Genomic DNA, 25,937 nt, shown 5'->3' with positions numbered 1-25,937 from the left:
CGTTGTGAAAAAGAAAATCCTGTACGGAGTCTTTGTGCTCCTGAGTTTTCTGGCGGAAGCCGGGTACCGCTGGAACTTTTTGAAAGAAATCGTACCCTTTCCCTGGGCGGAATTCTGGTACCACACCCTGAACTATTTCTGCCGGGACCTGCTGCTGTCCTGGGTGGTCCTGTTCCTGTACGCCCAGCGCCGGCGGATCCGGGACCGGGTGAAACGGTATTTCCCGGTGGTGGTGGTGGGCACCCTGTATCTGATCGATGCGGTGTTCATGGTCAGCTATCTGGAACTGGACCCCGGGTTCATGACGGTGCTTTCGGTGCTGGCCGGGCTGTTCAACAACATCGTGTTGGTGCTGCTGGCTGCCATGTGCTACCATCACTGGCCCAACCGGGCCATGAAGGCGGTCTATTTCCTGGTCTACTATGTGACCTGCCTTCTGATCCTGGGAGACGGGATCTATTTCTGGAACACCTCCATGCACGTGGAAAGCGTGCTGTTTGACAACCTGAACATCTACGCCGCCAAAGGGATCCTGAGCACCACGGAAAACTGGCAGCTGGGTCTGATCGCTGCCGTGATGCTGGTGTTCGTCCCCCTGTTCCGGGTGGTCCATCCCCGGCGGCACAAGCCCAACCTGCCCTGGTCCCTTTTGTGCGTGGTGCTGTTTGCCATGGGCCTCAACGGCTCCTACCTGCTGCTGGCAGAAGGGGTCTACCATGCCACGGACAGCGTCAGCGGCCTGGACATCGAAGTGGATATGGAAAAGAGCCGGAAACCCACCCGGGCCATGGTGGCTTATCCCATCAACGTGAACTTCTTCCAGAAAGCCTTCTTCAAGACCGACAAGGTGGTCCATGATCCCTGGAAATACCAGGAACGGACCCTGACGGACAAGGACCAGGCAGCCCTGACGGAACTGGGGATCCTGCCCAAACAGGAAATCGTGCCCCGGAAGCAGCCGGCCTACGACCGGGTGGTGATGCTGATCCTGGAAAGCGTCCATCGGGACTACCTCCATCACTACAATCCCAACATCCCGGCGGATGCCACGCCCTATCTGGATTCCCTGGTGGAGAAGTATCCCCGGATCGATCATTACTATTCTTCTGCGGTGCCCACTACCCAGGGGCTCAACGCCACCTTCCGGTCCCAGCTGATCTATGACAAGGACCTGCCCGGCGAAAAGCAGCCCTCCCTGTTCCGGAGTCTCCAGCAGGCCGGCTACGAAGGGTACTTCATCAATGCCTCCAGCCGGTACTATGCCAACGAATACCGGGAATATCCCGCCCAGTTCGGCATGGAACACTACCTGGCCAAGGAGGACCTGGGGAACATGGGCTACAAGGGGGCCAGCGGCTGGGGCTTCCACAACGACGTAATGTACGATGTGGCCCTGAAGACCCTGGCGGAACACCGGGACCAGAAACTGTTCCTGGTGTGCAAGACCCTGGACATGCATCAGCCCTATCCCTATTACGGGTACACCTATGCAGAGATGCCGGAAGATGTCCGGGACCACGGGACCGCCACAGTCTGCGGCATGTACTGGGTGGACAAGACCATCCAGCATTTCTTTGAGGAAGCCTCGAAGCAGGGACTGATGGATGACAGGACCCTGTTCATCATCACTTCGGACCATAACCCCCATTCCGGCGGGGAATACAAGACCCTGGTAAGCAATCCCCAGGACAAACAGAGCGTGGCTCCCATTCCGGTGATCTTCGTTTCCAAAAATCTGGCTCCTCTGGCGGACCTGGATGAAACCATGTACGCCAGCCAAGAAGACATGGCACCCACTCTGCTGACCCTGCTGGGCCAGCCAGTGCCGGCAGAATTTTTGGGCCGGGATCTGCTCCAGCCAGTGCCACATCCCTATGCCCTGGGATATTTCGGAGGCAAGGCCTACTATTATTCTGCCGACCGGAATTTCGTGGCTACCCTGGACGAAGAAACCCCGGATACAGAAGAAAAAAACGCCCTGGCCAACTACATCATGTACGGCTATGTGAAAAGGCATATTGAGTTTATGAAGTGAAAAAAGAGGCTGCTGCCCGGGCAGCAGCCTTTTGATTTAAAGGAGTTGATTTGTTGACTGCAATGACCATGGCGGGGAACGGGACCTTCCGTTCCTGTCTGAAAAAGATCCTGGGGGTGATGATCCCCATCCTGATCACCCAGCTGTGCATCACCGGCATGAGCCTGTTCGACACGGTGATGAGCGGCCATGCAGGCACTGTCCAGCTGGCCGGGGTGGCTATCGGTACCAATGTTTGGATGCCGGTGTTCACCGGTCTCAATGGCATCCTCCAGGCCCTGACTCCCATTGTGGCCAATTACCGGGGCGCCCGGGAATTCCACAAAATCTCCGGCGCCGTGGTCAGCGGCCTGGCCCTGGCCTGCGCCCTGGCGGTGACGGTAATCGGGGCCGGCTCCCAGCTGCTGCCCCGGATCCTGGACACCATGAGCCTGGCTCCGGAAGTCCGTACCGTGGCCTTCCGGTATCTGGGCTTTGTGGCCTGGGGAATCCTCCCCCTGTTCTGTGCCAGCATCCTCCGATCTTTTGTGGATACCCTGGGCTACACCCAGGTGACCATGAAGCTGTTCCTGCTCACCATGCCGGTGAACGCCTGCATGAACTATATCTTCATCTTCGGCAAACTGGGAGCCCCTGCCTTGGGCGGTCCGGGAGCCGGGGTGGGGACGGCCATTACCTGCTGGCTCCTTTGCCTGTCCTTTGCCCTGCTGGTGCTTCGGCTGAAGGTGTTCCGGGATTTCCACGTGTTCCGGACTTCCGGCTTTTCTTTCCATCATGTCCGGGAACATCTCCGGATCGGCATTCCCATGGGGCTGGCCATTTTCCTGGAAACCAGCTTCTTCGGGGTGGAATGTCTCCTGGTGTCCCGGTTCGGCACCATTGCCGTGGCGGCCAACCAGGCGGCCATGAGTTTCTGCAACATGCTGTACATGGTGCCCCTGAGCTTTTCCCTGTCCCTTACCATTATTGTGGGGGCCTATGTGGGAGCCCGGGATTTTGTCCAGGCCAAGGCCTATGCGGACACGGGACGGCTGTCCAACATCCTGATCGGGGCTTTTTTCGGCTGCTGCCTGTTTTTGGGACGGGGGCTCATCGCCCGGCTCTATACCTCCGACCCCAATCTGCTGGAACCCATCATGCACTTCCTGACCTTTGCCGTGGCCTTCCAGTTCTTTGACAGCACCGCCGCTCCCATCCAGGGGGTGCTCCGGGGGTACAAGGACGTAAAAGCCACTTTCTATTCCGCTCTGGCTGCCTACTGGGGCATCGCCCTGCCCTTCGGCCTGTTCCTGGACCATGGGCTGGAAAAGGGCCCGGACGGCTACTGGCTGGGGCTCATTACCGGAATCTTCTTCTCCGCTGCCTTCCTGAGCCTGCGGCTGAGATATATGGAAAAGAAAAAAAGAGAGGCTGTCTGAGGCAGCCTCTCTTTTTCTGGTGTTTAAAAGCCAGCGGTGCTGGCTTCCTTTGCCCGTTGACAGCTGACCGCTGACAGGTCTGTCGCTCTTGCGACAGACCCTTCCAATTCACAAACCCCAGCCCGGTGAGGATATACACCGCTCCCAGGATCCCGGCGGGGCCGAAGGTCTCTCCCAGGACCCAGTGGCCCAGGAGGCTGGCGAACAGAGGATTGATGGCACAGTAGAGACCCGCTTCTTCCGGGGTCAGATACCGCTGGGCCTTGGGCTGGAAGGCAAAACCGAAGCAGCTGCACACCAGCACCTGGAAGGCCAGGGACTGCCAGGTAAGAGCCGCCTGGGGCACCGGGATCCCCCCGTCCAGCACCAGGGCCGCACCGAAGCTCATGAGTCCCATGATGCCCATCTGGAGGGTGCCCAGGGCCAGAGGGTCAGCGGAATGGGACAGTTTCCCAATGGCGATGATGTACCCGGTGTAGAAAACCGCCGCCAAAAGGGCCCAGCCTTCGCCGCCTGCCAGGGTGAACCCGGCGGTGCCGATGGTAAGGGCCGCCACCCCCAGCAGGATGAAGCCCACTCCCTGGAGGATTCGGTCACCGGGGAGCCGCCGGTACCACAGGGCCAGGAACAGGGGCACCAGGGCCAGGGACAGGTTTTCCAGGAAGGCCACGGTATGGATTTCCGCCGTAAGCAGGCTGCACATTTCGCATCCCATGACGGCAAACAGCAGGAGCCCCAGGAGCAGGCTCTTCCGGCCCAGGCTCCGGTGTTCGTCCCAGGCCCGGACCAGAGGGCGGCGGAGCACCAGGGCCATCACCAGGAATGCCAGGGTGAACCGGTACCCCAGAGCCTGGAACGGCGTCAGTTCCTCCAGGATGAATTTGGAAAAGAGAAAGGCACTGCTCCGGGTCAGGATGATCAGCGCCATAAGGATTTTGGCGGCAGTGGGTTTCATACTAAGACCTCCCTGTAATTTTTTCCTTTCTGGTTTCATTATAAAAAGAAAAAGGCGTTGCAGGAAGCGCACATTCTGCAATATACTGTTGCTGAAAACGCAATGCAAAAAGCAGAACAGGAGGGATTTCATGGATACGGAAAAATACCAGGCCCTGGTCCAGGCAGCGGAGCAGGGGAGCATTACGGCAGCGGCCCGGTCGCTGGGCTATTCTCCCTCCGGGCTGACCCGGATGCTGGACAGTCTGGAACGGGAAGTGGGCTTCCCGCTATTGGCCCGGACCTCCCAGGGGGTACGGCTGACCCGGGAAGGGGAGGGACTGCTGCCGTCCATACGGGGACTGCTCTACTGGAGCCGGCAGATACGGGAACAGTGCAACGGGATCCTGGGCCTGGACCAGGGGGAACTGTTCGTGGGCAGCTACTACAGCATTGCCTCCTGCTGGCTGCCGGGGATCCTCCGGGAGTTCCAGAAGGATTATCCGGGGATCCGGGTCCATGTCCAGGAAGCCGGGAACCAAACCCTGCTGGAGGGGCTCCGGGAACACCAGCTCAGCTGCTGCCTGTTCAGCCGCCATCCCGGGTACCAGGGGGACTGGGTGCCTCTGTATGAGGATCGGCTGGTGGCCTGGGTGCCGGAAGACCATCCTCTGGCACAAAAAAAGGCCCTCCTGCCGGAGGACCTGGAAGGCCAGCCTTTTATCGAACCCCTGCCCCAGCAGGAAACAGACACGGACCTGTTCCTGGATAAATACCAGGTCCATCCGGATTTCCGGTTCACCACCAGCAACATGTACACCTGCTGGACCATGGTGGAGGCGGGACTGGGGCTGTCCATGGACAACGCCTTCAGCAGCCGCCGGTGGAACGGAAAGGTAAAGGTGCTGCCCTTTGCCACCCCGGACCGGCTGGAACTGGGCATGGCTCTGCCCAGCCTGGCCCAGGCTTCCCCGGCCCTGAAGAAGTTCCTGGAGTATGTGAAGAAAGGGGTGGGGTGATCCTTTCTTACTGTCCAAACCCGAAGACCACGCCCACTACAGCCGAGGCAGCCAGGAAGGCGATGGGGTGTACCTTTTTGTATTTCCCGGTAAGGAACACCAGTACCAGGGCCAGAAGGAGGGAACGGCCATTCAGCACCCCGGCCAGGTCACCCTGCTTCCAGGCTTCCGGATGGAGCAGGGTCACCCGGGCCACCATGAGCCCCGCTGCGGCGATCAGACCGGCGGAAGCGGCCCGGAGCCCGTACATTACCGCTTTCACGTATTTGCTGTCCCCGAACTTCTTCAGGAACTGGGACACGATGATGATCACGATTACCGACGGGGTGATCAGGCCGAAGGTGGCGTCCACTGCCCCGGGGATCCCGGCAATGTGATAGCCCACATAGGTGGCGGTGTTCACCCCGATGGGGCCGGGAGTGGATTCAGATACGGCGATCATGTTCAAGAGATCCGTTTCTGTGAACCAGCCGGTGGCAGTAGCCAGCTTGGCCAGGAAGGGAATGGTGGCCATGCCGCCGCCGATGGCGAACAGGCCGATTTTGAAGAATTCCCAGAACAGCTGCACAAAAAGGCCCATTACAGCTCACCTCCCGCTTTTTTGGCCAAAAGACCCACCACGCCGGCCAGGACCACCAGCCAGGCGGGAGAAATGCTGGAGAACAGGTTGATCCCCATGACCAGAAGGAACAGACCTATGGTCAGTTTGTCCACCAGAGCCCCTTTTGCCAGTTTTTTGATGGCGTTGAAGATCAGCACACAGACGCAGACCCGGATCCCGGCAAAGGCATCCCTGACGAACTGGAGCTGGGCAAAGTTGGACAGGAAGGCGGCGATTACCGTAATGATCACCAGAGAGGGGAACACTACCCCCAGGGTGGCAATGATCCCTCCGGTTACCCCTTTCCGTTTCATGCCAATGAAGGTGGCCGTATTCACCGCAATGACCCCAGGGGTACACTGGCCCACCGCATAATAGTCCGCCAGTTCTTCCTCGCTGGCCCAGTGGTATTTTTCCACCACTTCCGCCTGGAGGATGGGGAGCATGGCATAGCCGCCCCCGAAAGTGACCGCCCCGATCCGGGCGAACACCGCAAACAGCTGGATCAGTTCATTCATGGAAACACCTCCGATTCTTTTCAGTGTAACACGGAGCAAAGAGCCTGTAAACAAACTGGCACCAAATGGCTGGAGGAGAAAAAGAACGGGAAGAAAAATGGAGAAAATGTCACAAAGGAAACAGGGGAACAAATTGTAGATTTTCCAAAACTGTACTATAATAACTTTGTATGAGCAAAAGTGCAGAGAAAATTTTCCAGGAAAAGGGAAAGTAAATTTCCCTGGGCGGGCAATCCGCAGAAAGGCTTGTTTTGTGAAAACGTATTTACTGGCATTGAGCATTTCCCTGATCATCAGTTGGGTCCTGACTCCTTTTGTGAAGAAGCTGGCTTTCCGCATCGGCGCTGTGGACCGGCCCAATGCCCGGAAGGTGCACCACAGGATCATGCCCCGGATGGGGGGCCTGGCCATTTACATCGGGTTCATGGCTGCGGCTGTTTCCACCATGGAACTGACCCGGGACGTGGTGGGCATCCTCCTGGGAGGTACGGTCATTGCCATTGTGGGTATATTGGATGACATGTTCCAGCTGGCCGCCAAGGTGAAGCTGGTGGGCCAGATCATTGCGGCCCTGGTGCCGGTGTTCTTCGGAGTCCGGATCGAATGGCTGAACAATCCCTGGGGCGGGTATTTCTATCTGAACTACCTGTCCATCCCTTTTACCGTGTTCTGGATCGTCAGCTTCACCAATGTGGTGAACCTGATTGATGGGCTGGACGGCCTGGCAGCCGGGGTGTCCGCCATTGCCTCTGTCACGGTGATCATGGTGGCCCTCCAACAGGGACTGTATCCGGTGGCGGTGATCACCGCGGCCCTGGCCGGAGGCATCATCGGCTTCATCCGGTACAACTTCAATCCGGCCACTATTTTCATGGGGGATACCGGGAGCCTGTTTCTGGGCTACATGCTGGCAGCCATTTCCATTTTCGGCGCTGTGAAAAGCGCGGCCACCATTGCTCTTCTGGTGCCGGCCATTGCCCTGGGGCTGCCCATTATGGACACGGCCTTTGCCATTGTCCGCCGGTACCGGAACGGACGGCCTATTTTCAGTCCGGACAAGGGACATATCCATCACCGCCTGCTGGCCATGGGCTTCAGCCAGCGGCAGGCAGTGATCTTCATGTATCTGATCAGTGCAGGACTCTGCCTTACGGCAGTGCTCCTGACGGAAATGGAGGGGATTTATGCCATTGCACTGCTGGTCTTCCTGCTGGCGGTGATCTTCATTGGCGCAAGAAAAATCGGGATTTTACAGGATAGATCATGAAATAGGGGCGAAGGAAAATGAAAAAATTGAAAGTCATGACGATTTTTGGGACCCGGCCGGAAGCCATCAAAATGTGTCCCCTGGTGCTGGAAATGAAAAAGTACCCGGATATGCTGGAACCCATTGTGGCAGTTACCGCCCAGCACCGGGAAATGCTGGACCAGGTGCTGGAGCTGTTCCAGATCAAACCGGATTATGATTTGAACATCATGACCGCTGGTCAGACCCTGTACGATGTGACCAGCCGTGCCCTTATGGGGCTGAAGGAAGTGCTGGAAGAAGCCCAGCCGGATCTGGTGCTGGTCCATGGGGATACCACTACCACCTTTGTGGGGGCGCTGGCTTCTTTCTACAAACAGATCCCCGTTGGCCATGTGGAAGCAGGACTGCGCACCGGCAACAAATATTCTCCCTTCCCGGAGGAAATGAACCGGAAACTCACCGCAGCCATTACCGACTGGCATTTTGCTCCCACCAGCAACGCCAGAGCCAACCTGCTGAAGGAAAACATCAAGGAAGATGACATCTACGTCACCGGGAATACGGTGATCGATGCCCTCCAGGCCACGGTGAAGGATCATTTCGATTTCCACAACCCCAAACTGGAGGAAGCCATCCGTTCCGACCACAAGCTGATCCTGATGACCACCCACCGGCGGGAAAACCTGGGGGCTCCCATGCGCCACGTATACCAGGCTCTGAAGGAAGTGCTGAAGGACAATCCGGAAGCGGAAGCCATTTTTCCCATGCACAAGAATCCCAAGGTCCGGGAAGTGGCAGAAGCGGTCCTGGGCAAAATGGAACGGGTCCATCTGCTGGAACCCATGGACTATGAACCCTTTGCCAACCTGATGGCCCGGGTGGACATTGTCCTCACCGATTCCGGCGGCATCCAGGAAGAAGCACCGGCCTTGGGGAAACCGGTACTGGTGCTCCGGAACACCACGGAACGGCCGGAAGCCGTTACCGCCGGCACGGTGAAGCTGATCGGCACCGGCAAGGAGGATGTGTATGCTGCCACCTGCCGGCTGCTGAACGATGAAAAATACTACCGGTCCATGGCAGAAGCCGTGAATCCCTATGGGGACGGCCAGGCTGCCAAACGGATCGTCACCTATTTGCTCCATACCCATGGGTATCCGGTGGATCTGATGCCGGAATTCCATGGGGGACAGGAAAAGTAAGACCCTATGGAAACCCTGTTCCAGCGCCTGGGCCGTCAGCTCCGGTCGCTGTTTCTGAAACAGCTGGCTCTGGGACTGGCTTTCCTGCTGGCGGTGCTCCTGCTGGGAGGAACCCTGCCCGGGGCCCTTCTGGGCTCCGCCGCCGGCCTGGCGGACACGGCCCTGTTTCTCTGGGGCGTCCGGCGGGGGATGGAAAAGGAACCGGCCCAGGCCGCCCTTTCCATGCACCGGCTCATGTTCCTGCGAATCGCCGTACTGCTGGGGTTCACCCTGGCGGCACTCCGGGGAAAATGGCAGCCGGTGCTGGTCCTTTCCGGTTTCCTGATCCTGAATCTTGGTTTGATCATCCAGCTGGCCCGCAGCCGGCCCGGATGCCGGAAACCCTGAATTGTCAGAGTTTCCTATAAAAAACAAGAAATAATACAAAGGAAGTGATAAGTCTATGGGAATTGCAGAAGCTGCCGGTTCAGAAGTCATCCACTACGGGACCACACAGGTCCTGCCGGGGGTCACCCTGAACATGCAGACCATCTATATGTCCTGGCTTACCATGCTGATTGTGGCAGCCATCGTCTTTGCCGCTACCCGGCGGGTGCAGGAGATTCCCTATGGAATCCAGAACCTGGTGGAAATGATCGTGGAGTGGCTGGAAAAACTGATGGATGCCAACCTGGGGGTGGAAGGCCGTCGGATGGCCACGCCCTTCATCCTGACCCTGTTCCTGTACATCTTTGTGGGGAACGAACTGGGCCTGATGCCTTCCCTGGGGGTCCATCTCTCTTCGCCCACCAATGACATTAACGTGGCCCTGGGGCTGTCCATTACCGTGGCTGTGGCCACCTACATCATCGGGATCATCCAGCAGGGGCCCAGCTATTTCAAGCATCTGGTGACCCCCTTTGCCCTGATGCTCCCTCTGAACATCATCGAGGAGCTGGCCAAGCCCCTGACCATGGCCCTGCGTCTTTTCGGGAATATCCTGGCCGGGGAAATCCTCCTGGCTGTGCTGTACATGCTGGTGCCCTGGGTGGTGCCCAACCTGTGGGTCGGATTCAGTCTGGTCATCGGTTTCCTCCAGGCCTTTATCTTTACCATGCTGACGGTGATCGCCCTGGCGCCGATCTTCAAACAGGTCCATTCCAAAAAATAAGAATCTGGAAAACAGAAAGGATGTAAAAAAATGATAGACAACAATACCCTGATCATCGTGGCTTCCATCCTGGGAGCAGCAATCATTGGCGTAGGGGCTTCCCTGGGGGCCACCAAAGGGGACTCCACCGTGGCTTCCAAGGCTCTGGAATGCATGGCCCGTCAGCCGGAACAGGCAGGCAGCTTCCAGGTGAACATGCTGATCGCCATCGGCCTGGTGGAATCCATCCCCATCATCGCCTCCGTTATCGCCATTGTGCTGGTGTTTGCCAACCCCTTTGTAAAATAAGAGGCATGCACCCCTTTGGGGAGAAAGGAAGCGATAGGGAATGGTAAGTATCAATTATACGCTGGTGGCCCAGGTGGTGAACTTCATCATCCTGCTGTGGGTCCTGGCCAAATTTGCCTACAAACCCCTGCTGAAGGCCATGGATGACCGCCGGACCAAGATCGTCAAGGATATGGACCAGGCGGATCATGCCCGGAAAGAGGCGGAAGCCCTGAAGCAGGAATATGTGCAGCAGCTGCAGAACGCCAAGAAGGAAGCCAACGACATTGTGTCCAAGGCCAACGCCATGGCCCAGCAGCTCCATGATGAAGCCATGGCCAACGCCCAGAAGGAACGGGAAGAACTGCTCACTTCCGGACGGCAGGCTGTGGAAATGGAAAGAAAGAAGGCTCTGCTGGACGTGCGGGAACAGATCATCGCCCTGAGCACGGAAATCGCAGGCCGGGTCCTCCAGGAAAAGCTGGATTCTGCAGAAGACCAGCAGCGGATCACCCGGATTACTGATGAAACCCTGGCAGAACAGAAAAAATAAAAGTCCCTTCAGAGGAACTGTGGAGGCAGTATCAACCTATGAACAGTAAAAACAAGGAAGCTCTGTGGAAACAGATCCTGGACCGGCTGACCCTCACCGAGGACGACCAGGCTCTTTTTGCAGGAGAGTCTCTCCTCTCCCTGACGGTGACCACGGCCCAGCCTCTGGCTCCGGAAGAAGCCCAGCTGCTCCAGGAGCTTCTGGCAGAGAAATTCGGAAAACCGGTCCGGCTCCAGGAACAGAAAGTGGATGCCCGGCTGGTGGGCGGCGTACTGATCCAGTACGGCGACCATATCTTTGATGCCACCATGAAACGGCAGCTGGAAAAGATGGATGCCCTGATGAAGGAAATCCATCTCAGCGACCAGGATCTGGACCATACCCAGAACATCACCCAGGCCCTGACCCAGGGGGTCCAGTCCTTTAAGGACGACGTGGACCTGGAAGAAATCGGCGTGGTGGAAAAAGTCGGTGACGGCATCTGCACGGCCTCCGGGCTGGGCGGTGCCATGAGCGGGGAACTGGTTGCCCTCCATGACGGGGTGTACGGCATGGTCCAGAACCTCCGGGAAAAGGAAGTGGGGATCGTCCTTCTGGGCGGCGCCACGGAAATCAAGGAAGGGGACCTGGTCCGGCGTACCGGTGAAATCATGGAAATCCCCGTAGGGGAAGCCATGCTGGGCCGGATCGTGAACCCTCTGGGCCAGCCCCTGGACGGGAAAGGGGCCATCAAGACCTACGCCCATTATCCCATCGAACACCAGGCACCGGGCATTGCCGCCCGGCAGCCGGTGGATGTGCCCCTCCAGACCGGCCTCAAGGCCGTGGATGCCCTGGTGCCCATTGGCCGGGGCCAGCGGGAACTGATCATCGGGGACCGGGGCACCGGGAAAACCGCCATTGCGGTGGATACCATCCTGAACCAGAAGGGGAAGGGTGTGATCTGCATCTATGTGGCCATCGGCCAGAAGGCCTCTTCCGTGGCCCGTCTGTTCCATACCTTTGAACAGTACGGGGCATCGGATTATACCATGATCGTGGCGGCCACCGCCGCGGATACGGCCCCCATGCAGTACCTGGCTCCCTATGCCGGGGCGGCTGTGGGGGAATATTTCATGGACCAGGGCAAAGATGTACTGATCGTCTATGACGACCTGAGCAAGCACGCGGTGGCCTACCGGGCCATGAGTCTGCTGCTCCGCCGTCCGCCGGGACGGGAAGCCTACCCTGGGGACGTGTTCTACCTCCATTCCCGGCTGCTGGAACGGGCCTGCCGCCGGAATGCCAGACACGGCGGCGGCTCCATGACCGCTCTGCCCATTATTGAAACCCAGGCCGGGGACGTGAGCGGGTACATTCCCACCAACGTGATTTCCATCACCGACGGCCAGATCTATCTGGAAACGGACCTGTTCAACTCCGGTGTCCGGCCGGCCCTGAACTCCGGGCTGTCCGTATCCCGGGTAGGGGGCGCAGCCCAGACCAAGGCCATGAAATCCGTGGCCGGCACCCTGCGGCTGTCTCTGGCCCAGTACCGGGAACTGGCGGCTTTCGCCCAGTTCGGTTCCGATCTGGACCGGGAAACCAAGGCCCAGCTGGACCGGGGCGCCCGGGTGACGGAAATGCTGAAACAGGGTCAGTACCAGCCCCTGTCCATGGCCCAGGAAGTTATTTCCCTTTACGCTGTGAACAACGGGTTCCTGGATGAGATCCCGGTGGAGGATGTGACCCGGTATGAACATGAGATGCTGGGGTATCTGAACAACCACTGTTCCATCATCCTCACCACCCTGGAAAAAGAACAGAAATTCACTGATGAACTGAAGGCCCAGCTGGACGACGCCCTGGATGACTTTGGCAAAATGTTTGCGCCCGGCAGCGCAGACGGCATGTAAGGCAGGTGATCCCTGATGGCAAATACCAGCGGCATCCGTGCCCATATGAAAACCGTCGGCAGCATCAGCAAGATCACCGGGGCCATGCAGATGGTGGCCTCTGCCCGGATGCATCAGGCCCAGCAGCGGGCTGACGCCAGCCTTCCCTATGCGGAGAAACTCAAGAGCCTGCTCCAGGAAGCCGTCAGCGATCCTTCGGTGATGGCCCATCTGGACATGAAATCCAATCCCCTGCTGGAAAAACGGCCGGTGTACCGGACCGCCTATGTAATCATGGGCTCCGACAAGGGGCTGGCAGGCCCCTACAACAACAACGTGGTGAAATACGCCGGAGTGGAGCTCCGGGGCCGGGAGGATTCTCCTCTCCTGGCGGTGGGGAAGCAGATGAAGATCGGGCTGAACCACTGGGGCTACCACATTGCCAAAAGCTGGAGCGGATTTTCCGAAAAGCCCACCTTTGAGGCGGCGGAAGACATTGCAGACACGGTGGAATCCATGTTCATCCACGGAGAAGTGGACGAAGTGGACGTGATCTTCACCTATTTCAAATCTGCCATGATCCAGATCCCCAAAACCGTGCAGCTGCTGCCGGTCCAGCCCAAGGCCAAGGACAGCCTGGAGGTACAGGCCTAGGAAGTCTGGGAGGACGATGATCCCACCGATTATCCCACCCTGATCTTCGAACCGGAACCGGCCCAGATGCTGCCCTACCTGGCCCGGTATTATCTGCGCAGCCAGATTTTCACGGCGCTGATCCAAAGCTCCGCCTGTGAACTGGCTTCCCGGATGACGGCCATGAGCACGGCCACGGACAATGCCCAGAACCTGTTGGGCAAGCTCCAGGTCTATTACCAGAAGGTGCGGCAGGCCAGCATCACCACGGAAATCAATGAAATCGTCAGCGGCGCGGAAGCGCTGAAATAAGGGAGGCACCCATCGTGTCGGAAGAGCAGAAACAAGCAATCGACAGGGCCGTTGCCCATCTCTCCGCCAAACAGCGGGGCCATGTGGGCAGAGTGGTCCAGGTCATGGGCCCGGTGGTGGATATCCGGTTCCCGGATAAGGAACTGCCGGCCATTTACAATGCAATCGTCATCGATGCCCAGGCATCGAAAAATATCCATGTGCATCTTACCGCGGAAGTGGTCCAGCACATCGGGGATGATGTGGTCCGTACCGTAGCCATGAGTTCCACCGACGGGGTTACCCGGAACATGGAAGCCAGGGATACGGGGAAACCCATTACGGTCCCGGTAGGCAAGGGCTGTCTGGGCCGGGTGTTCAACGTCCTGGGAGAAACCGTGGATGATGATCCCACCCCGGTCCAGGCAGCGGACCACTGGCCCATCCACCGGCCGGCTCCGGCTTTGGCGGACCAGGCCACGGAAACCAAGATCATGGAAACCGGCATCAAGGTGGTGGACCTGATCGCCCCGTATTCTCTGGGGGGCAAGATCGGTCTGTTCGGCGGGGCCGGCGTAGGCAAAACCGTGCTGATCATGGAACTGATCCACAATGTGGCCACCAACCACGGGGGCTATTCCGTATTTTCCGGGGTCGGGGAACGGACCCGGGAAGGGAATGACCTGTGGGGAGAAATGAAGGAATCCGGGGTCATCGACAAAACGGCCCTGGTGTACGGACAGATGAACGAACCCCCGGGAGCCCGTATGCGGGTGGGGCTCACCGGTCTTACCATGGCGGAATATTTCCGGGATGTGGGAGGCCAGGATGTACTGCTGTTCATCGACAACATCTTCCGGTTCATCCAGGCCGGGTCTGAAGTCTCCGCCCTGCTGGGCCGTATGCCTTCCGCCGTAGGGTACCAGCCCACCCTGGCCAACGAAATGGGTGCCCTGGAAGAGCGGATCACCTCCACCCGGAGCGGCTCCATCACCTCCGTCCAGGCCGTCTATGTGCCTGCCGACGACCTGACTGACCCGGCACCTGCCGCCACCTTCGCTCATCTGGACGCCACCACGGTGCTCAGCCGTGAAATCGTGGAACTGGGCATTTACCCGGCAGTGGATCCCCTTTCTTCCACCAGCCGGATCCTGGATCCTCTGGTCATCGGCCAGGAACACTATGAAGTGGCCCGGGGAGTCCAGAAAATCCTCCAGCGGTACAAGGAACTCCAGGACATCATCGCCATCCTGGGGATGGAAGAACTGAACGAACAGGACAAACTCACCGTATCCCGGGCCCGGAAGGTCCAGCGGTTCCTGAGCCAGCCCTTCTTCGTGGCCCAGCAGTTCACCGGCCAGCCGGGGAAATACGTTCCCCTGTCCGAAACCATCCGGGGCTTCAAGGAAATCCTGGAAGGCAAACACGACGATCTGCCGGAAAGCGCCTTCTACATGGTAGGGTCCATTGATGAAGCCGTGGCCAAGGGCAAGAAACTGAAAGGCGCATGATCATGGCCAGGTTAATGAAACTGGAAGTCCTCACACCGGAAAAAATTTTGGTGAAAAGGGAGGATATTTCCTATGTCTTGTTGAATACAGTCAATGGGGGAGTTGGCATCCTGGCCAACCATGGCCCCATGATTGCAGTCTTGGGGGAAGGTGCACTGAAACTGCAGGATAAAGACAATCAGGTGATCCTGGTCTATGTGGAAGGGGGATTCGCAGAGGTCAAGGACAACCAGGTTGTGATCCTGACGCCCAGAGCCCAAAGAGCAGAGAAAATCGATGTGGCCAAATATCAGCAGATCCGGGACGAGGCCCAGGCCAGACTGGACCATCCCGACGCGCTTACCGACGTGGCCCATACGGAGAAGATCCTGCGGCGGGCGGAAGCCCGGCTCAGGACGGCATCCCTGGTGGGAAAGGTACAGCCCTATCCCGTAGAAGGAGAATGATCCTGTAGCACAAAGTCACTGCAGCAGGCAGAGGGGGGATCCGCTGTGGACTTTATCAGCAAAATGGCTGCCAGTAAAATGGGGCAGCTGCGGCTGGAACTGGTCGAGCTCAATGAACGGCTGGAAGCCGCAACAGACGAAGAACAGATCCGCAAGCTACGAAAGACCATCCAGGAAAAAGAAGTCTACTACAACATCCTGGCGGATCGGCTGCGGACCCATACGAGGAATTTTTAAAGGGGGTGCCAGTAGGCACCTCCTTTGCCCGTTGACAACCGACCGTTGACGGGGCTGTTGCTTATGCAACAGCCCCTTTTTTTATTTCCCTCTATGGAAAACAGAACGTTCTATGGTATAATAATCTAGTTATAAAAATGGACAGAGAAGGGAAGTTCCGTAGACATTAAGGGGGGTGCCGTACGGTTTGTCCAATATGATTGTTTTGGTGGTCTGCTGTCTTGTGACCTGGGTGGTTTTTCTGGACAGCCACAGCATTGGCATGAAGCACAAGAACCTGTGGGTATTGGGAACCTTTCTGCTGATGCCGGTGGCGGTGCCGCTGTATCTGATCCGGCGGGCCCAGTTCTTGTATGACCATAAATTGACGCCCCGGCAGAAACGGGAAGCCCAGGAACGGGCCGCATCCCGGAAACGGCGGGAAAAGGCGGAACGGGAAAAACAGCAGTGGGAACAGCAGCAAAGGCAGCTGGCCCAGGCAGATCCGGAAGAAGTGGCCCGGGAAAAGGCCGCCCGGTATCGGGAAAAGCATGAAATGAGACTCCGTCTGGATGAACAGCTGAGCAATCAGCAGAAACGTCATGCCAGACAATGGGGCATCCATCGACAATAGAGGCAGGAAAAAAGAGGGAAGCCCGGCTTCCCTGCAGGCAAGGAAAGGTGTGGAATCAGGCGTGGAGAAACTGGTGGTAAAGGGTGGTCATCGGCTGACAGGAACTGTGCGGGTCAGCGGGGCCAAAAATGCAGTGCTGCCCATCATTGCAGCATCCGTTCTGGGGACGGAGGGCAGTACAATTTTGGAAGTTCCGGAACTGGAGGATGTAAGCACCATCTGCAAAGTACTGGAATGTCTGGGGCTGAAGGTGGATCATTCCACCCCTCATGTGCTGAAAATCGACAGCCACAACATTACCGGCTGGGAAGCTCCCTATGATCTGGTCAGCACCATGCGTGCCTCTTTCCTGGTCATGGGATCCCTGCTGGCACGGATCGGCCGGGCCAAGATTTCCCAGCCCGGAGGCTGTGCCATCGGCACCCGGCCCATCGATATCCATCTGAAAGGGTTCGAAGCCCTGGGGGCCACCATCGAACAAGGCCACGGCTACATTGAAGCCTTTGCCCCCCACGGTCTGGTGGGCACCACCATCTACCTGGATTTCCCCAGTGTGGGAGCCACGGAAAACCTGATGATGGCGGCGTCCATGGCCAAAGGCACCACCATCATTGAAAATGCGGCCCAGGAACCGGAAATCGTGGACCTGGCCAACTACATCAACGTGATGGGAGGCAAGGTAAGAGGCGCCGGTACCACTGCCATCCGCATCGACGGAGTGGAAAGCATGAAAGGCGGGGAACACGCGGTGATCCCGGACCGGATCGAAGCCGGCACCTATATGGTGGCGGGAGCCATGACCCAGGGGGATATCCTGGTGGACAATGTGCTCTGCGAACACATGAAGCCGCTCATTGCCAAGCTCCGGGAAGCAGGGGCCATTGTGGAAGAAGACATCAGCAGTGTCCATGTGGTGGGACCTAAGGAACTCCAGCCCATTACCATCAAGACCCTGCCTTATCCCGGGTTCCCTACGGACATGCAGGCCCAGGTCATGGCCATGATGTGCATTGCCAAAGGCCAGAGCTCTGTATTGGAAACCGTGTTCGAGAACCGGTTCATGCATGTGGATGAACTGCTGCGGATGGGGGCCAATATCCGGACCAACGGCGGCCGGGCCGCCATTGTGGAAGGGGTTCCCAAACTGTACGGCTGCCAGGTACGGGCTACGGACCTGCGGGCCGGTGCAGCCATGGTGCTGGCCGGTCTGGTGGCAGACGGGGTGACGGAAATCACCGATATCTACCACATCGACCGGGGCTACGAAAACCTGGTGGACAAGCTGACCGGACTGGGAGCCGACATCCAGCGGGTTGGCTGATGCGCCATGAAGCACACTGAAAAAAGCCTGTTCGCCCGGCTGTTCAATCCGGTGGACGTGGGCATCGACCTGGGGACTTCCTCCACCCGGGTGTTCATGAAAAATCGGGGGATCGTGCTGGAAGAGCCTACGGTGGTGGCCATCGATCCAGCTACCGGGAAGACGGGTGCCATCGGTTCCCGGGCCCGGGAAATGAACGGCCAGGGCCAGTGGGAAGTGGTCTGGCCCTTGGAAAACGGGGTCATTGCAGATTTCGACGCTTCCGTAGGCCTTCTGGAAACAGTGTTGGACCGGGTGGTGGGGAAGAATCTGTTCTTCAAGCCCAGAGTCATGGTCTGTGTGCCCACGGGAGTCACCGGGGTGGAACGGCGGGCGGTGACGGAAGCGGCTCTTTTAGCGGGAGCCGCCCGGACTTATCTGATCGAGGGACCTCTGGCGGCAGCCCTGGGGGCCGGGCTTCCCATCCAGGAACCCAGAGGCCGGATGGTGGTGGATATCGGCAGCGGTACCACCAGTGCAGCGGTGATGAGCATGGGACGGATCATCCAGGCAGCCTCACTCCGGATGGGAGGGGAGGCCTTCAACGAAGGGCTGATCCGTCATCTCCGGGACCGGCTGAACATCCAGATTGAACGGCCCCTGGCGGAAGAAATCAAGCTGGAAATCGGTACCGTGAGCCGGCGGGGACGCCGGAGCACCAAGATCATCCGGGGCCGGGACAACATTACCGGCCTGCCCACCAGCCTGCGCCTGTCCTCCCAGGATACGGTGGCCGGACTGGAGGAACCCCTCACCGCCATTTTGTCCTGCATCCATCAGGTGCTGGAAAAGACACCGCCGGAACTGGCAGCGGACCTGCTGGAAGAAGGCATCGTCCTTACCGGCGGGGGCGCCCTGCTGGAAGGGCTGGATGAGTGCATCGAAGCCGGGACTCACGTAAGGACCCGGGTGGCGGCCCATCCCAGGGAATGTGTGGCCCGGGGGGCCGGCATGGCCCTGGATGATCCGGGGCTGCTGGAAATTTTGGAAGGAAAATAAAGGGGGTGTTGCCTGCGCAACACCCCCTTTTTACGAAAGGAACGCGATCAATCACAATGAACCACAGTTACAGACAATGGATGGCACGAATTCTTCTGGCGGGGGTGCTGCTGACGGCTTCTCTGCCGACGGCCCAGGCGGCCCGGGTCAGCGCTCTCCGGGGCGGGGTTACCCCTAACCGGGCACGGGTGGTCATGAACCTGGACAGCCCTCTTTCTTATACGGCCCGGGTCACCGGGAACCAGCTGATCGTTGACCTGAAGGGAAAGGCGGACCGGACGGAAATGGTCCGGCTCCGGGATCCCCGGATCCAGAAGGCCTATCTGGAACCCCAGGGAAAGAACAGCCGGCTGGTGGTGGTCTTCCGGAAGACGGTGCCGGTGTACAAGATTTTCCTGCTGAAGAATCCCCAGCGGCTGGTAGTGGATTTTCCCCGGTCCGGAACCAGCACCGGTACGGCCGGAAAACCGGCGGCGGGAAGTTCCCAGTGGCTGGGAAAGGGGCTCACCTACCGGGAAAGCACCGTGAATCTGGGAGCCGGCCGGGTGAAGACTTATCTTTTGACCCTGGCCCCTTCCAGTGACTTCCGTCTGGACTTCATCCCCGGCTATGGGAAGACCATCCAGCGGGGGACCCTGTCCATGATCCAGAAACGGTCCGGGGCTGTGGCTCTGGTGAACGCCTCCTATTTCGACAGTGACATCTGGGTGGTAGGAAACCTGAAAATCCAGAACAAATGGCTGGGCATGGAAAGCACGCCCCGGACCGGGCTGGTGATTCCCCGTACGGGAACTCCTTCCATCCAGCCCGGGCTGTCCTATACCGGCACTGTAACCCGGCCGGACGGAAAAAGTTTCTCCATAGGCGGATTGAACCGGATGCGGCTGCAGAACGAACTGATCCTGTACAATGACGGGTATGACGACACGACGGACACCAATGCCTACGGCACGGAAGTTCTTCTGAATGGCGGGATTGTCCGGGATATCCGGAAAGGGGCCGGCAGCATGGCCCTTGCCCCCGGCACCACGGTGCTTTCCGGCAACGGAAGTGCCGCCGCCTTTTTGAACGGCCTGCGGACCGGAGACAAAGTCACGGTGACTCAGACCCTGGGAAACCAGGCTGCGGACAGTGCAGCTTCCGTAGGGTCCGCCGGGCCTCAGCTGGTCCGGGACGGCCGGGTCCAGGTGACCAGCGAGGAAGAAGAAATCGCCGATGACATCGCCCAGGGACGGGCTCCCCGGACCGGGGTGGGCATCAAAAAAGACGGCACTGTGCTGATTGTAGTGGCTGACGGCCGGTCCGACAGCAGCGTGGGCATGACTCTCACCGAATTCGGCCGGTACTTCGTCCAGCTGGGGGCTGACCGGGCTATGAACTTCGACGGAGGCGGCTCCAGCGAAATGGTGGTCAACGGCAAAATCATGAACGATCCCAGCGATGGCAGCGAGCGCCCGGTCCGGGTGGCTCTGGGGGTGTTCAGGAAATAAGTGCCGCCAGAGGCGGCACTTATTTCAGTCTTGAGTCGGGAGTCTGAAGTCTGGAGCCGAATGATAAATTTGCAGGCAAATTTTTGAACGTGTAAATCGGTGCCGTAGGGGCTGCACGCCGGGCAGCCCGCCAAATTATCGATGATCTGCGCATTTTGCGGGGCGCCGGGCCTGCGCCCCCTACGGTTATACACAATAAGAAGAACCCGGCCGAAGGACAGGTTCTATCCAGTGGCCCGAGCCTCATGACTCGAGACCCGAGACCTGAAGAGGGGGCTGCTGCCTTACCGGCAACAGCCCCCTTGCATCTCCCCTCTCCTTCGGTATATAATAAACAAACGAAAGAAAAGAGGTGCTGATCATGTTACACAAAATCCTGAAAAACAGAAAAATATGGGCAGCAGCCTTGCTGATGGTATTGCTGGCTTTGGGCATTGCCCAGGCGGCAGGGGTGCAGCCCCAGAAAAGCAGTCTCTCCGGCCAGGTGGCAACGGTGGTTTCCGTGGGCACCCAGGTATCGGAAGGTTCTGTGCTGGTTACGGTGAAGACCCTGACCGGGACGGCACCGGCAGCCCGTGCCAACTGCAGCGGGAAAGTGGTTTCCGTGGAAGTGGCTCCCGGCAGCCAGATTGCAGCGGACCAGGTGGTGGCCACCATCCAGCCCTGATGCAGGCAGTTTTTTCCATTATTGATAATTACAGGAACCAGAGGGTGTGAAATACACAGTCACACCCTCTTTTTTACAGGAGGAATTATGCGTTGTTTCAAGTGGAAGCGGCTCCTGGTGCTGACCCTGGGCTGCCTTGTGGCGGCGGTTTCCCTGGTAAGTGCCGCCATTCCCACCATTGCCGTGGAAGAGCTGAAACCGGGCATGAAGGGATATGGGAAAACAGTGATCCGGGGAGCGGACATCGAAACCTTTGATGTGGAAGTCCTGGGGGTCACCGGTACGGAAACCGGGGGCTACAACATCCTGATCAAGGCGTCCGGCCCTCTGCTGAAGGAAAGCGGGGGCATCGCCCAGGGCATGAGCGGCAGCCCGGTGTACATCGACGGCCGGCTGGCCGGAGCCGTGGCCTATGGTCAGGCTTTTTCCGACCCCAACTACTGTTTCCTGACCCCCATCAACGAAATGCTCCGGCTCTTTGACGAGACCGATCCCCGGCCTTCCGTCTTCCTGCCCAAGAGCACCCCTCTCATGGTCAGCGGTTTTACCGCTGACGGGGTGGCCCATCTGAACGAAAACCTGTCTCCTTTCGGCCTTACCTCCTATGCCGTGCCGGGAGGGACGGAACAACTGGACAATGTGAAGCTGGAACCGGGAAGTTCCGTGGGGGTTTCCATGGTCCGGGGAGATATGGTCATCGGAGCCATCGGCACGGTAACCTGGACAGACGATGAAGGACGGATCCTGGCTTTTGGCCATCCCTTCCTTCAGCACGGGGATTCCAACTATTTCATGACCAATGCCTGGATCTTTGCTTCCGTGCCCAACATCCAGAGCGCTTTCAAAGTGGGGACCCTCGGCAAGACCCTGGGACGGATCAGCCAGGACCGTCTCAGCGGCATTGCAGGGAAAGAGGGGGAGAACGCGCCCATCATCCCCATGTACGTGTCCGTCACCGACAAGGACCGGGGACTGCACAAAAGCAGCAATGTCCAGCTGATCACCGATGAGGACCTGGTGCCCAGCCTGGTGGACGGGGTGACTTACAACACCGTCAGCATGGCCAAGGACAGAAAGGGAGGGGGCACCTCCCGGATCCGGTTCACCATCACCGCCCAGGGAGAAAAGGAAGGCCCCATCCGGCTCCGGCGGGAGAACATGTTCTACAGCGCTTCGGACATCGGGAAGCTTACCGATTCAGAACTGAACGTGGCTACGGATATGCTCATGAACAACAGGTTCGACAAGGTGACCATCCAGGACATCAATGTGGATGTGGAAACCACCTCCAGCTGTGAAGTGGCGGAAATGGTGGGAGCCTCGGCGCCTCTCACGGCAGTCCAGGGAGGGAACCTGCCCATTACCCTGACCTTTAAGCCCTACCGGTCTGAGGAAATCACCCGGACCATCAACTTCAAGATCCCGGACAAGCAGCCGGCGGGTCCCATGAACCTGATCGTCCGCAGCGGCAATGCCACCACCTGGATCAGCAAGGCCCTGGCCAAGCGGAACAGCCGGAACGGGGCCAACACCGCCCAGGGACAGGATGCAGGGGACGGCACCGGAGAGGACGACAGCGCCATGTTCCAGTCTTCCCAGCGCCAGTTCAAGGATTTCCTGACGGAATTCAATGAAATGGATGCCAACAACGAAGTGGTGGTGGACCTGATGCCCTCCTACGGGGACAGCCGGCCCAGCAGACGGGCTGCGGCCCGGGCGGCGGGAACCACCTCCGGCAGCATGAGCAGCGCCATCACCGGTCTGCTGAAAGGCAGCAAATACAAGCAGAAATTCCCCCTGGATTTCATTATAACCGGGGAAAGCAGCATTACTGTGGATGTGAAGAAACGGTAAGAAAAGGGGCTGTGAAAGAATGAGATATCATTTTTTCACAGCCCCTTGTTTGTCACTGGTCAACGGCCAGTGCCCAGTGACAAGAGACCAGTGACCGGGGGTGTGAATTTTTTCACACCCCCTTTTTTCTACATTTTTTCATCCAGATAGGTTATAATAATCAGTAACGTATTTTTGAAATCATGCAGGGAAGGAGTTGTTTCCATGGGATGTCGTGATCTTTGCCGCTGGGTGGGCCGTAAAATGGTGGACCTGTGCGCCCGTACAGGCCGGGTGGTCAACCTGTTTCTGGCAGCCTGTCAGGCGGCCGGCAGTGCGGACCGGCGGGAAGTCCTCCGGCAGATGGCCCGGCTGGGGGCTGATTCCCTGCCCATTGTGAGCATGACCATCCTGTGCACCGGTATGGTCATGTCCGTCCAGACCGCCAAGGAATTCGTCCGTTTCGGAGCGGCGGATTCCGTAGGGGGCATCGTGGCCATTGCCATGGGCCGGGAACTGTCTCCCATCCTGACAGGGGTGGTGGTGGCCGGCCGGATCGGGGCGGCCATTGCGGCGGAAATCGGGACCATGAAGGTCACGGAACAGATCGATGCCCTCCGGGTCATGGCCGTGAGCCCCATCCGCTATCTGGTGGCGCCCCGGCTCCTGGCCATTGTGCTCATGATGCCCGTGCTGGTGGTCTATGCCAACCTGGTGGGGGATGTGGGGGGCTGGTTCGTGGCGGAAAATTACGCCGGGATCAATTCCCACATGTTCCTGGAAAGCATCAAGAGCTTCATCGAACCCTGGGACATTATCGGCGGGCTGATCAAAGGCGCCGTGTTCGGAGCCATCATTGCCATCATCGGCTGCCACAAGGGTCTGAACGCCCAGCAGGGGGCTGAGGGTGTGGGCATGGCCACCACCAAATCCGTGGTGCTGTCCATTATCCTGATCTTTATCGCCAACTATTTCCTGTCGGTGATCCTGTATGTCCATGGAGGCTGAAATGGAACGACCTGTCATTGAATTCCGGAATGTGGAGATGGCCTTCGGGCCCAAGGTGATCCTGGACCGGGTGAATTTTTCCGTGGCCAAAGGGGAAACCCTGGCGGTGATCGGTCCCTCCGGTACCGGCAAAAGCACTGTGCTGAAGCTGCTGATCGGCCTTTTGAAGCCCCAGGGGGGCCAGGTGCTGATCCAGGGCCAGCCGGTGGAAAAATATACGGAAGACCAGTGGAACCAGCTGCGCCAGCATATGGGCATGGTGTTCCAGTATTCCGCTCTGTTCGATTTCCTGGATGTGGGAGAAAACGTGGCCTTCGGCCTGCGCCAGCACACCAGCATGTCGGAAGAAGCCATCCAGAAGCGGGTCAGGGACCTGCTGGAAGCGGTGGGCCTTGCCGGCAACGAGCATGTGTACCCGGCTCAATTGTCCGGGGGCATGCAGAAACGGGTGGGCCTGGCCCGGGCACTGGCTCTCCAGCCGGACATTATCCTGTACGATGAACCCACCGCCGGGCTGGACCCCATTATGGCCACCAACATCAGCCAGCTGATCCTGGATACCAAGAAAAAACTGAGCATCACCGGGGTACTGGTGACCCACGACATGGCTTCCGCCTTCCTTTGTGCAGACCGGATCCTTATGCTCAGCCATGGACACATCGTCTTTTCCGGCACGGTGGACGAAGCCAGACATACCCGGGAACCCCTGGTGCGGGCGTTCCTGCGCAGTGATATTTTGGAAGACAAGGAGTAAAATCATGAAAGCAGATGAAGTCAAAGTCGGTGCCGTCACCCTGGGGGGCATCGTGATCCTGGCCCTGATGCTCACCTTCCTGGGGGTGTTCAGTTTTGCCGGCCGGACCTACAAACTCAATGTAATGTTCGACGATGTAAACGGCCTGAAAGTGGGCAATGAAGTCCGGTTCGCCGGGGTCCCGGTAGGGAAGGTGGATGACATCATCGTGGACGGGTCCAAGGTGAAAGTGGTCATGAAGATGGATGAAAAACAGAAGATTCCCCGTAACTCCCAGTTCAGCATCGGTATGGACGGGGTCATGGGCACCAAATTCGTCACCATCGCTCCTCCCAAAATCGCCACCGGCCTGGTGTTCAAGGCAGGGGAAACCATTACCGGCCAGCAGGCAGGGGGCATCGACAAACTGATGGATTCCTCCGGCCGGGTGCTGGACAAGCTGGAAGTGGTGGTGGATGCCTTCAGCAATGTGTTCGGAGACAAGAACGTGCAGAAATCCATGCGGGAAGGCTTTGTCCAGACCGGGGAAGTGGCCAAGAACATGAACGACTTCACCAAGGCCCTGGCCACCATGGCCCAGCAGAACCAGGGTGATATCCGCACCATGGTGGGCCAGATGAAGGAAATGTCCGTCCATATGAACAGCATTATGGACAAGGCAGATGCTGATGGAGCCACCGGTCAGAACGTGGCGGCCATGGCAGCCAATATGGCGGATGCCAGCAAGAAGATCCAGAACACGGCAGAGGCCCTGCAGAATGTGGTCACCGACCCTCAGACTCAGCAGGACCTGAAGGACACCATCCACCATGCCAAATCCACCACTGTGAAGGCGGACAAGATCCTGGGAGTGGTCACCGATGCCCAGGTCCAGGCGGATGTGCTGTACAATGACAAAAAAGGCAAATGGCGGACGGACATGGGAGTGAAGCTGCCCCTGAAGGAAGATACCTATGCTTATCTGGGGGTTTCGGACATCGGGGACCGGGACAAAGTGGACTTCCATTACAACAAAAAGCTGAACAAGTACATCTGGGGCCGGGCCGGAGTCATGGAAGGAGAATTCGGCGTGGGAGCCGACTGGATCCTGTCTCCCAAATTCAAGCTGTTCACCGATTTCTATGATTTCGATGATGCCAAACTGAAAGTGGGGGCGGAATGGGCCTTCAGTCCCAAACTTTCCCTGATCGGAGAGAGCATGGACGTGCTTGATCATGGTTCCGACACCACCTACCTGGGGCTTCGGGCCAGATTCTGACAAAAAGTTTAAAAAGTG

The 25,937-nt window shown here is 58.4% G+C and carries 25 protein-coding genes and 1 pseudogene; 23 read left to right on the top strand and 3 right to left on the bottom strand.

Features of this window, described 5'->3' with window-relative positions:
- Nucleotides 1-4: 4 nt before the first annotated feature.
- Entirely contained in the window at nt 5-2,035 is a 2,031-nt protein-coding gene (locus FX155_RS03625; RefSeq protein ID WP_288310422.1) for an LTA synthase family protein, read from the top strand.
- A 62-nt stretch (nt 2,036-2,097) separates the two neighbouring features.
- Nucleotides 2,098-3,453, top strand: coding sequence for an MATE family efflux transporter (locus tag FX155_RS03620; protein ID WP_154487866.1), 1,356 nt, complete (start codon nt 2,098-2,100; stop codon nt 3,451-3,453).
- Here the strand turns inward: FX155_RS03620 and FX155_RS03615 are convergent.
- Nucleotides 3,374-4,408: a DMT family transporter gene (locus tag FX155_RS03615; RefSeq protein ID WP_195839605.1), complete on the bottom strand. Its 1,035-nt coding sequence runs from the start codon at nt 4,406-4,408 to the stop codon at nt 3,374-3,376. The two genes, FX155_RS03620 and FX155_RS03615, sit on opposite strands and share 80 nt — an antisense overlap.
- Before the next feature lie 130 nt (nt 4,409-4,538).
- Between FX155_RS03615 and FX155_RS03610 the strand changes: the two genes are divergently transcribed.
- Complete coding sequence (locus FX155_RS03610) at nt 4,539-5,405, top strand: LysR family transcriptional regulator (protein ID WP_195839604.1); 867 nt, start codon at nt 4,539-4,541, stop codon at nt 5,403-5,405.
- A gap of 7 nt (nt 5,406-5,412) precedes the next feature.
- Here FX155_RS03610 and FX155_RS03605 read toward each other — a convergent pair whose 3' ends face one another.
- Together FX155_RS03605 and FX155_RS03600 are read right to left on the bottom strand one after the other, a co-directional pair.
- Nucleotides 5,413-5,985, bottom strand: a complete 573-nt coding sequence (locus FX155_RS03605; protein ID WP_154487804.1) for a chromate transporter — start codon at nt 5,983-5,985, stop codon at nt 5,413-5,415.
- Nucleotides 5,985-6,524: a chromate transporter gene (locus FX155_RS03600; protein WP_022487396.1), complete on the bottom strand. Its 540-nt coding sequence runs from the start codon at nt 6,522-6,524 to the stop codon at nt 5,985-5,987. Before FX155_RS03600 ends, FX155_RS03605 begins: the two co-directional genes overlap by 1 nt.
- A 253-nt stretch (nt 6,525-6,777) precedes the next feature.
- Here FX155_RS03600 and FX155_RS03595 point away from each other — a divergent pair, with 253 nt between their 5' ends.
- From FX155_RS03595 to FX155_RS03500, 20 genes and pseudogenes are all read left to right on the top strand, one after another.
- Nucleotides 6,778-7,791: a glycosyltransferase family 4 protein gene (locus tag FX155_RS03595; RefSeq protein WP_288310428.1), complete on the top strand. Its 1,014-nt coding sequence runs from the start codon at nt 6,778-6,780 to the stop codon at nt 7,789-7,791.
- Between the two features lie 17 nt (nt 7,792-7,808).
- Nucleotides 7,809-8,975 carry a non-hydrolyzing UDP-N-acetylglucosamine 2-epimerase gene (gene wecB, locus FX155_RS03590; protein ID WP_022487394.1) on the top strand — a complete coding sequence of 389 codons (1,167 nt, stop codon included), beginning with the start codon at nt 7,809-7,811 and terminating at the stop codon, nt 8,973-8,975.
- A gap of 6 nt (nt 8,976-8,981) precedes the next feature.
- Nucleotides 8,982-9,362, top strand: coding sequence for a hypothetical protein (locus FX155_RS03585; protein ID WP_154487803.1), 381 nt, complete (start codon nt 8,982-8,984; stop codon nt 9,360-9,362).
- 55 nt (nt 9,363-9,417) lie between these two features.
- Nucleotides 9,418-10,125 carry a F0F1 ATP synthase subunit A gene (gene atpB, locus FX155_RS03580; RefSeq protein WP_154487802.1) on the top strand — a complete coding sequence of 236 codons (708 nt, stop codon included), beginning with the start codon at nt 9,418-9,420 and terminating at the stop codon, nt 10,123-10,125.
- Between the two features lie 30 nt (nt 10,126-10,155).
- Nucleotides 10,156-10,413, top strand: coding sequence for an ATP synthase F0 subunit C (atpE, locus tag FX155_RS03575; protein ID WP_022487392.1), 258 nt, complete (start codon nt 10,156-10,158; stop codon nt 10,411-10,413).
- 40 nt (nt 10,414-10,453) lie between these two features.
- Nucleotides 10,454-10,945, top strand: a complete 492-nt coding sequence (gene atpF / locus FX155_RS03570) for a F0F1 ATP synthase subunit B (protein ID WP_022487391.1) — start codon at nt 10,454-10,456, stop codon at nt 10,943-10,945.
- A 38-nt stretch (nt 10,946-10,983) separates the two neighbouring features.
- Complete coding sequence (gene atpA, locus FX155_RS03565; protein ID WP_022487390.1) at nt 10,984-12,840, top strand: F0F1 ATP synthase subunit alpha; 1,857 nt, start codon at nt 10,984-10,986, stop codon at nt 12,838-12,840.
- Between the two features lie 15 nt (nt 12,841-12,855).
- A pseudogene (gene atpG, locus FX155_RS03560) lies at nt 12,856-13,764 on the top strand (ATP synthase F1 subunit gamma).
- Between the two features lie 38 nt (nt 13,765-13,802).
- The gene (atpD, locus tag FX155_RS03555) at nt 13,803-15,254 is read left to right on the top strand and encodes a F0F1 ATP synthase subunit beta (protein ID WP_347567404.1); all 1,452 of its coding nucleotides are present in this window, start codon (nt 13,803-13,805) and stop codon (nt 15,252-15,254) included.
- 2 nt (nt 15,255-15,256) lie between these two features.
- Nucleotides 15,257-15,700 carry an ATP synthase F1 subunit epsilon gene (gene atpC, locus FX155_RS03550; protein WP_154487801.1) on the top strand — a complete coding sequence of 148 codons (444 nt, stop codon included), beginning with the start codon at nt 15,257-15,259 and terminating at the stop codon, nt 15,698-15,700.
- Nucleotides 15,701-15,745: 45 nt separating this feature from the next.
- On the top strand, nt 15,746-15,937 hold the full coding sequence (locus FX155_RS03545; RefSeq protein WP_012939048.1) for a hypothetical protein: 192 nt from the start codon (nt 15,746-15,748) through the stop codon (nt 15,935-15,937).
- 187 nt (nt 15,938-16,124) lie between these two features.
- Entirely contained in the window at nt 16,125-16,550 is a 426-nt protein-coding gene (locus tag FX155_RS03540; protein ID WP_154487800.1) for a hypothetical protein, read from the top strand.
- 61 nt (nt 16,551-16,611) lie between these two features.
- Nucleotides 16,612-17,871 (top strand): UDP-N-acetylglucosamine 1-carboxyvinyltransferase, encoded by a 1,260-nt coding sequence (murA, locus tag FX155_RS03535; RefSeq protein ID WP_279127828.1) that lies wholly within the window; start codon nt 16,612-16,614, stop codon nt 17,869-17,871.
- Nucleotides 17,872-17,877: 6 nt separating this feature from the next.
- Nucleotides 17,878-18,909, top strand: coding sequence for a rod shape-determining protein (locus FX155_RS03530; protein WP_022487384.1), 1,032 nt, complete (start codon nt 17,878-17,880; stop codon nt 18,907-18,909).
- An 80-nt stretch (nt 18,910-18,989) separates the two neighbouring features.
- Nucleotides 18,990-20,399, top strand: coding sequence for a phosphodiester glycosidase family protein (locus FX155_RS03525; RefSeq protein WP_229778417.1), 1,410 nt, complete (start codon nt 18,990-18,992; stop codon nt 20,397-20,399).
- A gap of 361 nt (nt 20,400-20,760) precedes the next feature.
- A complete protein-coding gene (locus FX155_RS03520) occupies nt 20,761-21,066 on the top strand; it encodes an acetyl-CoA carboxylase biotin carboxylase subunit (protein ID WP_022486866.1) in 306 nt (101 codons plus the stop codon).
- A gap of 87 nt (nt 21,067-21,153) precedes the next feature.
- Entirely contained in the window at nt 21,154-22,920 is a 1,767-nt protein-coding gene (locus FX155_RS03515; protein WP_154487798.1) for a SpoIVB peptidase S55 domain-containing protein, read from the top strand.
- Nucleotides 22,921-23,124: 204 nt separating this feature from the next.
- A complete protein-coding gene (locus FX155_RS03510) occupies nt 23,125-23,907 on the top strand; it encodes an MlaE family ABC transporter permease (RefSeq protein ID WP_154487797.1) in 783 nt (260 codons plus the stop codon).
- A 1-nt stretch (nt 23,908) separates the two neighbouring features.
- Nucleotides 23,909-24,661 carry an ABC transporter ATP-binding protein gene (locus FX155_RS03505; RefSeq protein WP_154487796.1) on the top strand — a complete coding sequence of 251 codons (753 nt, stop codon included), beginning with the start codon at nt 23,909-23,911 and terminating at the stop codon, nt 24,659-24,661.
- Nucleotides 24,662-24,665: 4 nt separating this feature from the next.
- The gene (locus FX155_RS03500) at nt 24,666-25,919 is read left to right on the top strand and encodes an MlaD family protein (protein ID WP_154487795.1); all 1,254 of its coding nucleotides are present in this window, start codon (nt 24,666-24,668) and stop codon (nt 25,917-25,919) included.
- Nucleotides 25,920-25,937: the final 18 nt, after the last annotated feature.

It is taken from the genome of Acidaminococcus fermentans (genome assembly GCF_009696675.1).
Lineage (GTDB): Bacteria > Bacillota > Negativicutes > Acidaminococcales > Acidaminococcaceae > Acidaminococcus.
The sequence above is the reverse complement of the archived record's forward strand: the minus strand, read 5'-3'. Positions and strand labels throughout refer to the sequence as shown.

Bases quoted from the DNA above. Each gene is read 5' to 3' on its own strand.
- FX155_RS03620 (WP_154487866.1), top strand. From the start codon at position 2,098: ATGACCATGGCGGGGAACGGGACCTTCCGTTCCTGTCTGAAAAAGATC.
- FX155_RS03610 (WP_195839604.1), top strand. From the start codon at position 4,539: ATGGATACGGAAAAATACCAGGCCCTGGTCCAGGCAGCGGAGCAGGGG.
- FX155_RS03530 (WP_022487384.1), top strand. From the start codon at position 17,878: ATGAAGCACACTGAAAAAAGCCTGTTCGCCCGGCTGTTCAATCCGGTG.
- FX155_RS03525 (WP_229778417.1), top strand. From the start codon at position 18,990: ATGGCACGAATTCTTCTGGCGGGGGTGCTGCTGACGGCTTCTCTGCCG.
- FX155_RS03515 (WP_154487798.1), top strand. From the start codon at position 21,154: ATGCGTTGTTTCAAGTGGAAGCGGCTCCTGGTGCTGACCCTGGGCTGC.
- atpA (WP_022487390.1), top strand. From the start codon at position 10,984: ATGAACAGTAAAAACAAGGAAGCTCTGTGGAAACAGATCCTGGACCGG.
- atpF (WP_022487391.1), top strand. From the start codon at position 10,454: ATGGTAAGTATCAATTATACGCTGGTGGCCCAGGTGGTGAACTTCATC.
- atpE (WP_022487392.1), top strand. From the start codon at position 10,156: ATGATAGACAACAATACCCTGATCATCGTGGCTTCCATCCTGGGAGCA.
- FX155_RS03505 (WP_154487796.1), top strand. From the start codon at position 23,909: ATGGAACGACCTGTCATTGAATTCCGGAATGTGGAGATGGCCTTCGGG.
- wecB (WP_022487394.1), top strand. From the start codon at position 7,809: ATGAAAAAATTGAAAGTCATGACGATTTTTGGGACCCGGCCGGAAGCC.
- FX155_RS03500 (WP_154487795.1), top strand. From the start codon at position 24,666: ATGAAAGCAGATGAAGTCAAAGTCGGTGCCGTCACCCTGGGGGGCATC.
- atpC (WP_154487801.1), top strand. From the start codon at position 15,257: ATGGCCAGGTTAATGAAACTGGAAGTCCTCACACCGGAAAAAATTTTG.
- FX155_RS03510 (WP_154487797.1), top strand. From the start codon at position 23,125: ATGGGATGTCGTGATCTTTGCCGCTGGGTGGGCCGTAAAATGGTGGAC.
- FX155_RS03615 (WP_195839605.1), bottom strand. From the start codon at position 4,408: ATGAAACCCACTGCCGCCAAAATCCTTATGGCGCTGATCATCCTGACC.
- FX155_RS03605 (WP_154487804.1), bottom strand. From the start codon at position 5,985: ATGGGCCTTTTTGTGCAGCTGTTCTGGGAATTCTTCAAAATCGGCCTG.
- FX155_RS03600 (WP_022487396.1), bottom strand. From the start codon at position 6,524: ATGAATGAACTGATCCAGCTGTTTGCGGTGTTCGCCCGGATCGGGGCG.
- FX155_RS03520 (WP_022486866.1), top strand. From the start codon at position 20,761: ATGTTACACAAAATCCTGAAAAACAGAAAAATATGGGCAGCAGCCTTG.
- atpB (WP_154487802.1), top strand. From the start codon at position 9,418: ATGGGAATTGCAGAAGCTGCCGGTTCAGAAGTCATCCACTACGGGACC.
- FX155_RS03585 (WP_154487803.1), top strand. From the start codon at position 8,982: ATGGAAACCCTGTTCCAGCGCCTGGGCCGTCAGCTCCGGTCGCTGTTT.